Source organism: Roseivirga sp., from assembly GCF_034669765.1.
GTDB lineage: Bacteria > Bacteroidota > Bacteroidia > Cytophagales > Cyclobacteriaceae > Roseivirga.
Genome location: NZ_JAXMOQ010000004.1, coordinates 70,270 through 81,371 on the forward strand (window position 1 = coordinate 70,270; position 11,102 = coordinate 81,371).

An 11,102-nucleotide genomic window follows, 5' to 3' on the forward strand; every position below is an offset into this window, starting at 1 on the left:
GGAGCAAACCATTGCAACCCCTTTCCTCCTCTTTGTGTCAAAAACATCATGAAAATAAAAACACTGGTTTTCTTTTGTGCGGCTCTGATGATGACCGGTTGCAGTATTGACGATGGTGATAAAAATGAGTTAGAACCTGAATGGCGATACTTCCGATTTAGTAGCTGCCCTAGTGAAACTCATGGCCGCTGGCAGGACAGCAGTTTCGTTGCCGCAACAGCCGATGCTGCGGTGATTCAGCAGTGCCTCAATCAATTGAGCCTACCGCTTGAACAGCGTACCTTATTCCCGTTAGGACAACTAGGAGAGGGCTATGCAGGTTACAATACCAATGCATCGCACAAATTCAGCTGGCACTTGATTGAAAATGATTGGGAACTGGTTGAACTAGGAGCGGAAATTTATGACGGGTGTGCCTACAGTGATGTTGAACTTACCAATTACATTGAGTCTGTTAGACGGTATGGTGGTTGGGGGAATCGAGTACTAGAAGAAATTGCCCTAGACGAAGATTAAAAACTCTTCCAGTGGAAGTGTTTAGAATTGGGCCAGCTTGCAGGGCAGGCTCCCCGATACTTCAAATGCTAAAGTCATTAAAACAAAAAAAGCCCAACAATATGCTGAGCTTTTTGAAAGTAGTCCGTAGGAGGACAATTCGTTAAAAATTCTTCCGGTGGAAGAATTTAGAATTGGGCCAGCCTGTAGCCTAGCCCCCGAAGGGCGAAACAAAAAAAGCCCAACCAAAGTTGAGCTTTTTGAAAGTAGTCCGTAGGAGGATAATTCGTTAAAAACTCTTCCTGTGGAAGAGTTTAGAATTGGGCCAGCTTGTAGGGCGGGCTCCCCGATACTTCAAATGCTAAAGTCATTAAAACAAAAAAAACTCAACCGATTTGAGCATTTTGAAGTAGTCCGTAGGAGGACGATTCGTTAAGAATTCTTCCAGTGGAAGAATTTAGAATTGGGCCAGCCTGCAGGGTGGCTTCCCCGTAGGATGGCAAAAAAAAATGCTCAACCTAAGTTGAGCATTTTGAAGTAGTCCGTAGGAGGACAATTCGTTAAGAATTCTTCCGGTGGAAGAATTTAGAATTGGGCCAGCCTGCAGCGTAGCCCCGTAGGATGACATAAAAAAAGCTCAACCGAAGTTGAGCTCTTTAAAAGTAGTCCGTAGGGGAATCGAACCCCTGTTGCTGAGATGAAAACCCAGTGTCCTAACCCCTAGACGAACGGACCATTTTTTTCGTGGTGCAAAGATAGAAGTCCATTTTAATTCCAAAAATGTTTTCTGTAAAAAAATTCAAACAATTTAAGGGAACTATGTGCAACTTCATTCGATTGTATTGGATATAGCAGAAGGCTTAGTTACCTTTGCACCACTTTTTAGAATCACATAAATTAACTTTCTAGATATGTCTAAAACCAAAGTAGCGATCAACGGCTTCGGAAGGATCGGAAGATTGACTTTCAAAGCATTGTTGGCCAAAGAAAACATCGAAGTTGTAGCAATCAATGACTTAACTGACACCGCAACTTTAGCCCACCTTTTAAAGTACGATTCAGTTCACGGAAGATTCGATGGAACTGTAACTTCTACAAAAGATGGTATTGTAGTAAACGGCAAAGAAATCAAAATCTATGCTGAAAGAGTACCTGCAAACCTTCCTTGGGGTGCACTAGGTATCGATGTCGTTCTTGAGTCTACAGGTAGATTTGTGGATGAAGAAGGTGCTGGTGGTCACTTAAAAGCTGGCGCTAGAAAAGTAGTCATCTCTGCTCCTGCCAAAGGAAACATTCCAACTGTTGTTTTGGGTGTTAACGAAGATACCATGACGGGCGAAGAGACTATTCTTTCAAACGCATCATGTACTACAAACTGTTTGGCGCCTATGGCCAAAGTTTTAGACGATAGTTTCGGAATTGTTCACGGTTTCATTTCTACCGTTCACGCTTACACTTCTGACCAGTGTATCCAAGATGCACCTCACTCTGATTTGAGAAGAGCAAGAGCTGGAGCGGTTTCTATCATTCCTACCTCTACTGGAGCTGCAAAAGCAGTTGGTTTGGTATTACCTCACCTAAAAGGAAAATTAGATGGTATCGCATTGCGTGTGCCAATTCCTGATGGTTCTTTAACAGACCTTACTGTGGTTTTGAAAAGAGAAGTGACTAAAGAGGAAGTAAATGCTGCAATGAAAGCTGCTGCTGATGGCCCAATGAAAGGCATTATGGAGTACACTGAAGATCCAATTGTTTCTATCGATATCGTTGGAAACACGCACTCAAATATTTTCGATTCGCTACTTACTTCTGCACAAGGAACACTTGTTAAGGTGGTAGGCTGGTACGATAACGAAGCGGGCTACTCTAACAGAGCTGCTGACTTGATCGAGAAAATCGGTTAGGCGTATTAATAATATTAAAGAGAAGAGAAGAGAAGAGAAGAGAAGAGAAGAGAAGAGAAGAGAAGAGAAGGGTTGGGCTGATGTTCAACCCTTTTTTATTTTCATAAACCAGAGGCAAAAGGAAACTTTTAATTCCTAAATCTGTTTAAGTACACAAATGACAACCCCAAGTCGCTATAAAATGGGATGCACAGTAGCACAATGATGACAATCTAAGTCTTTAAAACAGGAACTGAAACCGCTCATAATCGAGGGGTTATTTTTTTGCCCTTTCCTTATTAGTATTGACGTTATTTATTGAGCGCCAAAGTATCTATGAAATGCTTCTTTCCCTGAGTTCGCGAAGGGTCTAGAGCTTAATTATAGTTCCTTCGCTTCTCATCCGCTAAAGCTTCTGCGAACGCGGTATCACTCAGGATAAAAAGCTGTCTGCATCCAATTACCTTTAGATCATATTTGTGCGATTGTTAGTTCAAAGGCTTAGGAGGTTAAGACAAAAAAAAGCCCTACCAATTCAAAACGAACGGCAGGGCTTTACATAAAGCTAAACTACTAACTTATTTTTTATTCATTTTAACCGACTTCTTCTCAGCACCCATATAGATGGAATTGAAAATCAGTTTATAAGTTCCTCTTGGCTGACCACGGAATTGTGGGCTAAACCCAAATAACACTAAGTTTCCTGTTCCATAACCCACTTTAAGCATGGCTGATGTATTGGCCAAGTGTTCATCTTCGCCCATTGCCCAACCACTCATAAGCAAGTCTTTAGAAGCATAACGCGCCACTTCTTCTACCCCAACAGCACCAGCATTCACCTTAAAGGCACGGCCGTTATCAAACGAAGCAGCTACCTGTGGTTGCATACCATACGCAAGCGGGTGATTAGTCATAACATCAGTTCTAATCAGTGAACCAGGAATAAAGAATTCTGAAGATTTCAGATCCTTCAATACATTAGTTACTGGCAATTTAAACTCCTCAATAGCAAAATTACTCGCATCGTCAAAGAATATGATTGCACCGCCATTTTTAGCATAAGCATCCAATTTAGCCAAACCATCTTCGCCAATTCCTCCTTGTAAGTTCTCTGGCACTCTATTAGACCCATTCATGATCCCTCTTGGATTCTGAGAAGGCATAATGATAGCGCTGTACTGTGATAAGTCAGAATTTTTGATTTCAGCATTGTGTAGTGTATCTAAGTCGAACTCAAATTGCTCAAACATCCATCTGCTCCAGCCTTCGTCCATATTGGCTTGCCAAGACTTATAGATTCCTATTTTCACTTTGTTCAATTCAGCACTTTCAGCACTTGGCTTTTTCTCAATACCAGTAAAATCAAGTCCCATTTCTGAACTAATCTCTTTCACCTTATCATCCAAACCTCTTTTGCTGCGCACCAAAACAGAACCAGCTTCCATTCCTTCTACTGATTCTTTTATAATGCTCACTGTATAACCTTCTTTCTGTAGACGGTTAATGGCTTTTGCACTCAAATTGTCTTTGTTGGAGAAAACATACCCGTACTTTCCGTTTCCAGAAACTGCACCAGCCACCGGCTTCAGTTTTTCAGTAATATCAGAAGTAGCAGCACTGAAACTTTCAGTAATACGATCTACAGTTACTCCCATTTGCAAAGGAAGTGTCCATCCAGCTAAATCATAAGGAGGCATTGGTGGTCCACCTGGGTATTGGAATTGATCTGGATATACTTGCTTCTCCATTAAATCGGCCAAGTAAGGACGGAAAGACTGCGCTCCGTAGAATACAACAGAGCCCGCTTCATAGCTTTTACCATTTACACTGAATGAATTTGTTGCCATTTTAGCCTCAAGTCCACCTTGCATTAAGATATTAGTCAAGTTCATTGCCTCACTTGGGTTCCACTGATCTTTAGGAATCACATAAGCAAATGCACCTTCTTTGTCATCAATCGCATCGCGACCCATGCTATAGATATTCCATAGGAACTCATCCTTTTTGTCTGCTGCTAAATCAAGCACAGCCATTGAAGATTCAAGCATATAATCTACCGCCATTCTAAAAGTCATCGTTCCACCTTTGTAAGGATATGGGTAGAAAATCTCAGTAGCATTGGCTGGTTTCCCTCCTACTGTTGTCGGCATTCTATCTACCGGATATTCCGTTGGCGTTGGGCTCGGCTGAGCCGTTTCAGTTAAAATACCAATTTGGTTATGGTAATAAGGAGTCGTTCTCATACCACCATTCCAGAACATACTAAATGAAGTGTGCGCAATTGCACCCGGCATTTTCTTCATGGCAAAACGATTGGCCATAGCAGTACCTACCAAGTTTACTCCGGTAGTAATTCCAGGGTGAATTTTTTGGTTCACTGGGCTACGGAAAGGAGGAATAAAAATCATTGCACCTCTTGGAGCCGTTTGGTGATGATTATGCACAATTTGTGGATACCATTGGTTGTAAAGCACTGTCGTTACTGCTTTAGTCTCTGGCATGTTGTTCATGAACCAATCACGGTTGTTATCGTGACCTACATATTTTTGATAAAGAATTGGAGGGCTAGAACTCTCATAAGGCGTACCCAATGTTTTTCTGTACCAGTCTACCACAATATCCACCCCATCAGGGTTGATTACAGGCACTACTAGCGTAATTACATTGTCTCTAATTTTTTGCATTTCTTCCGATTCTTCAGCAGCGATTCGCCACATCAGTTCAGAAGTCATTTGAGCGTGTGCTCTTTCTGTAGCGTGCATTCCACCATCAAACCAAACGATGGCTTTTCCATCTTTAGATAATTTCTTGGCTTCGGCTTCAGTAATTTCTGCTCTAGAAAGTTTCTCACTGATTTCTCTCCATTGCTCCAATTTCTTCATGTTTTCTTCGCTAGAAATAAACACGAGTTTCATCGGACGCCCCATTACGGATTTTCCAATGTCGATCATTTGAACACGATCGGTAGAGGCAGCTAGTTTATCGTAGTATTCCAACATTTGATCGTAGTCGGCCAGTTTGTAATCGGCACCCACTTCATGACCAAAGGTTTCCCTTGGGTGGGGGATTTTCTGTGCGCTCAAAGAAAAGCACGCCAGAAATAGCAAAGCGAATAGTATTTTAAGTGATCTCTTCATCTTTTGATATTAAAGGTTTGGCTGAATATACAAGTTACAAATCCCACAGCCTTCCACTTATTGCATAAGCACGGGATTTTCAAAATAAACGGGCAATTCTTGGTTTAAGGGTATCTGGGGATTTGTTGTTAGTTATTAGGAATTAGTTTAGGGTTATGAGGTGGGCGGCACCATAACCCTATCATTAACCGTCATTCTGATGACGAGGTACGAGGAAGAAATCTCCGAGTCTTCGGAGTGTCTGTACTTAGCACCTCCTCTATTAACAAACAGACTCTTACGGTTTCGTTTTTCAAACTTCAACCTCAGAGTGACGGGTAATTTTAGCATCATATCAAAAGGCATTATACCCACTGCTCTTAGCCCTCACTAAGGCCAACAGTCTGATTTAAATAGTTAAAACCATTCCCTAAAACACCCCTTCAAATAGCCCACGGTTTAAACCATGGGCTATAAAGCACAAAGCTTCCATTAACCGTTTCAACGGTTTAATTTTCATAAATCACAAAAGGGAATTATTGAAATAGGCTTTTATATCTAGTCATTTAAGAGTCGCAGCGAGACGCCACGACTAGTAGGGGCTCGTGAAAAGATCCCTACGGGGATGACTGAGAAGCAAGCTTATCTGGTGAAGTCAAATCATTAGTACAAATATCAAAGCTAAGTCATGCTGTAAGCATCTTTTTCAGGTGGTTAGGTCATAACATTCTTAGGGAGTCGCAGCGAGACGCAACGACTAGTGGAGCTCAGGGAAAGAAAACGAGTCTTTTTGGTTCTGATGAGCTTCAACACTGATTGAATCCGAAACCTCATTCTCATCTAGCTCTTCAACACATCAGTACCCCAACACTTCAACACATAGTAAACCACCAATGTAATATCCTGCTCTTGATAGTACAGCCAAAGCGATTATCCATTATTTTAAGGGATGAAAAAGATTATCCTTCAACCACTTTTTTGCAGAATCTTTGCTGCCATTATTTTTCTTTTTTCAGCGCAATGGGCTAGCCAAGCCCAAACCATTCCCACCCCAGAAAGCATGTTGGGTTTTACGGTAGGTGCAGATTATCATTTAGCTACTTACGATCAGTCGCTGGCTTATTTCCAGAAACTGGCAGAAGTCAGCGATCAAATTCAGTTGTATCAGGCAGGCGTTACTTCAGAAGGCAGGCCATGGTATTTCTCGGTCATTTCTTCCAAAGCCAATTTGGACAAGCTGGATCGCTATAAAGAAATTGCCATGCAGTTGGCGCACCCAACGGGCATGACCGATACGCAGGCCAAAGCCTTGGCCAAAGAAGGTAAACCCTTTGTGCACATTGATGGCGGCCTCCACGCTACGGAAGTAGCCGGAGCGCAACATACCATTTCATTAGCTTATGAACTTTTAAGCAGCGATGACCCTAAAATCAAGGATATTCTGGACAATGTGGTCATTATGCTTTGGCCTTCACTTAACCCTGATGGGCAAAATATTGTAGCCGATTGGTACCATTCCAATGTAGGTACACCCTATGAAGTGGCGCCTTTGCCAGTGCTTTATCAGAAGTATATTGGCCACGATAATAACCGCGATGCCTATATGTTGAACATGGAGGAATCAAGGGTGGTGGCCCGCACTTGGCGCGAATGGGAACCGAACATTATCCATGTGCATCATCAGTCTTCCCCCTTCCCTACCCGCATTTGGTTGCCACCTTTTGCGGAGCCGATTGCTACACAAACCCCACCTATTGTGGCACGTGAAGTCAATATGATCGGAATGGCGATTGCCCAAGCGCTAGAAACCAATGGGCAGCCAGGCGCAGTACATATGGGCACGGGCTTCGATGCTTGGTACCCTGGCTATGTCGATTACATGCCAGTACTGCAAAATATTCCCGCTTTCTGGACAGAAACTGCGCTATACAGATATGCTACTCCACATTTTTATACCATTTCAGATTTCCCAAGCGATCGTTCAGGTTTGAGGATTGAATCATTGTATTCCAGTCCCTGGAAAGGCGGTTGGTGGCGTTTAAAAGATGCCGTGGATTATATGCAAACCGCTTCGATTGCGGTATTGGAATATGCTTCAAAGTATGGAGAAACGGTATTGTACAATCGTTATCAGTCGGGCAGAAATACCATCAAGAAATATGAAAAAGAACCACCTTACGCCTATTTCGTTCCACAAGCGCAACGCGACCCAGTTAGACCTGTGGAGTTATTAAAGCGACTGGCGTTTAACGGAGTTCGCATTGAACAACTTTCAAAAGCGGTGACTTTCAATAATGTCAATTACCCGAAAGGTACTTGGGTCATTCCTATGAATCAAGAGTTTGCAGAGCTGGCCCGTCAGCTATTGGATGTACAGAATTACCCTGATCTGCGCGAATATCCTCAAGGCCCACCAGAGCAGCCTTATGACGCTGCGGGCTGGACATTGCCTATGATTTTTGAAGTAAAAGTTACTCCGGCCATGTCGCCATTAACGGAAGAAGTAAAAAATGCATTTATGCCAATTCAAGGTACTGCGGTCTATTGGGAAACCTCAGGTGATGCTTCGACCGTTGATTTTGTGCCAGGTGTCGGTTTCAACACCAGTGCGAATGCCGCTGGCATTGTACCCTTACCGAGTAAGGTTTCCGGATCTGGCAATACCGCCTTAGTCGACCCGAAAGAAAACAACAGTTTTAGACTGATCAATAAAGCCTTAAAAGCCAATGGAAAAGTAAGTTTTGCTTCTGGTAAATATGCCATTGAAGGCGTTTCAAAATCCAACATTGACCAATGGTCAAAAGAATTAGCGGTGAACGTGACCATGGCCAATAATGTAAAGGGAACGGCCATCAAAAAACGCATTGCGCTTTACAGGCCACACACGGCCAGTATGGATGAAGGCTGGACGCGTTGGCTACTAGAAAATTACGGTTTCGAGTTTACCAATATTGGCAATACCGATTTTCAAATGGGCAATTTAGAAGATCGTTTTGATGTGATTCTATTGGCTTCGGAACGTTCTTCCACCTTTACTAATGGTTTTAGAGAAGGCTCTGTACCCCCTGAATATGCAGGCGGTCTTGGCGATTCAGGTATTCGCGCCATGAGCGAATTTGTAAACGCTGGCGGCACCTTGGTGTGCCTGAACCAGAGTAGCTTATTTGCCATTGATGCGCTTCATTTACCTGTAAAAAATGTAACGGCTGGCATCAATAGAAAAGACTTCTTTGCTGGAAGCTCGATTCTTGGTGTGACGACAGACACCAGTCACCCTGTAATGGCAGGAATGCCAGCACAAGCGAACATCTTCGTATCGAACAGTCCAACTTTCGCTCCTACTGAAGGCTTTGAAGGACAGGTGTTGGCCAAGTATCAAAGCCAAGACTCCCCATTACGTTCAGGCTATTTATTGGGTGAGAAATTCATTCAGGGTTATGCTGCTTCAATGGATATCAAAAAAGGAAAAGGGCATGTAATCCTCCACGGTTTCAGTCCGCAGTGGCGAGGCCAAACCATGGGCACTTACCGAGTACTTTTCAATTCTATTTTATACAGTGGTGATGTAGCCCAAAATCAGAAATTGAACGCAGGCTTTTGGGAGGCGCCTGGGGGGAAATAGACTATACAAAACCTCTGCCCTTGTTGGTTTGTCTCCAACAAGCCTCCACTGGTCTTCGCGTCTCGCTGAGACCAATGCCAATGCCTGATTTAAATGGTTAAAACCATTTCCAATTGAGATTTACCAAATAGCCCACGGTTTAAACCGTGGGCTATAAAGCACAAAGCTTCCATCAACCGTTTCAACGGTTTAATTTTTCATCAAACACAAAAGGGAATTATTGAATTAGGCTTTTTATATCGGGTGATTGTAGTGAGTCGCAGCGAGACGCAACGACTAGTAGGGGCTCGTGAAAAGATCCCTACGGGGATGACTGAGAAGCAGGCTTATCCGGTAAAATCAAATCATTCGTACAAATATCAAAGGTAAGTCATGCTGTAAGCATCTTTTTCAGGTGGTTAGGTAATACGTTCCTAGCGAGACTCAACGACTAGTGAACCTAAGAGTACGTTCCACCTCCACACTTCTTCGTGTTCGTTGCGGTTTAGTGATTTCTTTTGTGTTGCTGAAAAAGACCTCCGAAGCAGGGTGACTGAGAAGCAGGCGTATCTGGTGAAATAACATCATTAGCACAAACGCCAAAGCTAAGTCATGCTGTAAGCATCTTTTTCAGGTGGTTAGGTCATAACATTCTTAGAGAGTCGTAGCGAGACGCCACGACTAGTGTTTGATTTAAAGCGTTTGAGATTCCCGTTTAGTTAAAATATGCACATCGAATTTTACCGCTAGGAACAAATCCTGACTTAAACTATATTCATCATTTAATGCACAAAGCTTTGAGCTAAAAACAGCACCATCCTTAAAGTAATAGCGAAAAATGAAATTCAGAAACAACTTAGTAGACAGTGTAAGAGGGCTCGCCATAATTATTATGTTCGCTGCCAACTTATGGCCCTATGCCGTCCCAATGGCGGATTGCCCAATTTGGTTAAGAATCATATTCTCCACGGCCGCCCCATTGTTTATTTTTTTAAGTGGGGTTTCAATAGCCTTTGCGCAAGAGGCTGGAAAACCAACAGGAGCCTTACTAAAAAGAATTTTTCAAGTGTTACTCATAGGCGTAATCATAGATGCGTTGATGTGGAACATTGTCCCCTTCTATAATTTTGATGTATTGTATTTGATATCGTTTTCACTACTCCTAATTATAGGTTTGAGCCGTATTCCAGCAGCTTTCCAAATACTAATAACAGCAGGAATTTTGGGCGCCAATTTACTTTTATTGGGTCAATACAATTTTGATATGGCAACCATTGAACTGTCAGGAAATGTATCTGATTTTAGCATAACAACTGCACTGCACCAATTTTTGATTGACGGCTGGTTTCCAGTATTGCCTTGGTCGGGAGTTGCTTTTTCGGGCTACCTATTGGCTAAGTACAGGTATAAATTGAAACCGTTTAGTCTCGGTTTTTCAATCACTGGCCTAGTATTGATATTATTGAGTGTGTACTTATATGTATTCAAATACGATGTTGTTCAACCCTTAAGAGAAGGTTATACAGAACTATTTTACCCCGTGAAGGATTACTTTTGGATCTTACTTTTTGGTATCATGATTTCGTTGATTCCGGTCTTAAATTCAAATTATGCCAAAGCAGCTCCTTTAACAGGCATTGGAAAGCAATCCTTATTTTTATACCTGCTGCATACCATGATTATCGCCTTCGTTATACCATTGGTTACCGAAGAAACAGAAACCACTAATTGGGGAATGGCCGCCCTTATTTTCCTTGGTTTTTATGTACTATTGATCGGTATTCACCATTTGATGAAGCCATTATTACCTGCCTTAAAGAATGGGAAATATAAAGCGATTGGGTTTTTACTTGGGTTTTGAGGTGCATGGCTATTCTCCCCTTGTTGGTTTGCCTCCAACAAGCCGGTGCATTCTCGCACCCCCACTTAGAAATTATATTGAATAAGAGTGAACTCATCATGTTTGTGGGTGACAACACCCACAAAGGCAGAGGACTATCCACCTTC

Annotated in this window: 5 protein-coding genes and 1 tRNA gene; 4 read left to right on the forward strand and 2 right to left on the reverse strand. The window is 42.4% G+C overall.

Translation table 11 applies throughout. The features are described from left to right. Positions 1-48 precede the first annotated feature (48 nt). Positions 49-516, forward strand: a complete 468-nt coding sequence (locus VOI17_RS09035) for a hypothetical protein (RefSeq protein ID WP_323756926.1) — start codon at positions 49-51, stop codon at positions 514-516. A gap of 642 nt (positions 517-1,158) precedes the next feature. Here VOI17_RS09035 and VOI17_RS09040 read toward each other — a convergent pair. After that, a tRNA-Glu gene (locus tag VOI17_RS09040) sits at positions 1,159-1,230 on the reverse strand. Positions 1,231-1,406: 176 nt separating this feature from the next. On the opposite strand from VOI17_RS09040, the gene gap reads away from it, so the two are divergent. Then, complete coding sequence (gene gap, locus VOI17_RS09045) at positions 1,407-2,399, forward strand: type I glyceraldehyde-3-phosphate dehydrogenase (RefSeq protein WP_323756927.1); 993 nt, start codon at positions 1,407-1,409, stop codon at positions 2,397-2,399. A gap of 557 nt (positions 2,400-2,956) precedes the next feature. Here gap and VOI17_RS09050 read toward each other — a convergent pair. Continuing rightward, positions 2,957-5,515, reverse strand: a complete 2,559-nt coding sequence (locus VOI17_RS09050; protein WP_323756928.1) for a M14 metallopeptidase family protein — start codon at positions 5,513-5,515, stop codon at positions 2,957-2,959. A 928-nt stretch (positions 5,516-6,443) separates the two neighbouring features. On the opposite strand from VOI17_RS09050, the gene VOI17_RS09055 reads away from it, so the two are divergent. Then, positions 6,444-9,116: a M14 metallopeptidase family protein gene (locus tag VOI17_RS09055; protein ID WP_323756929.1), complete on the forward strand. Its 2,673-nt coding sequence runs from the start codon at positions 6,444-6,446 to the stop codon at positions 9,114-9,116. An 817-nt stretch (positions 9,117-9,933) separates the two neighbouring features. Next, on the forward strand, positions 9,934-10,956 hold the full coding sequence (locus tag VOI17_RS09060) for a heparan-alpha-glucosaminide N-acetyltransferase domain-containing protein (protein ID WP_323756930.1): 1,023 nt from the start codon (positions 9,934-9,936) through the stop codon (positions 10,954-10,956). Positions 10,957-11,102: the final 146 nt, after the last annotated feature.

Bases quoted from the DNA above. Each gene is read 5' to 3' on its own strand.
- gap (WP_323756927.1), top strand. From the start codon at position 1,407: ATGTCTAAAACCAAAGTAGCGATCAACGGCTTCGGAAGGATCGGAAGA.
- VOI17_RS09035 (WP_323756926.1), top strand. From the start codon at position 49: ATGAAAATAAAAACACTGGTTTTCTTTTGTGCGGCTCTGATGATGACC.
- VOI17_RS09055 (WP_323756929.1), top strand. From the start codon at position 6,444: ATGAAAAAGATTATCCTTCAACCACTTTTTTGCAGAATCTTTGCTGCC.
- VOI17_RS09060 (WP_323756930.1), top strand. From the start codon at position 9,934: ATGAAATTCAGAAACAACTTAGTAGACAGTGTAAGAGGGCTCGCCATA.
- VOI17_RS09050 (WP_323756928.1), bottom strand. From the start codon at position 5,515: ATGAAGAGATCACTTAAAATACTATTCGCTTTGCTATTTCTGGCGTGC.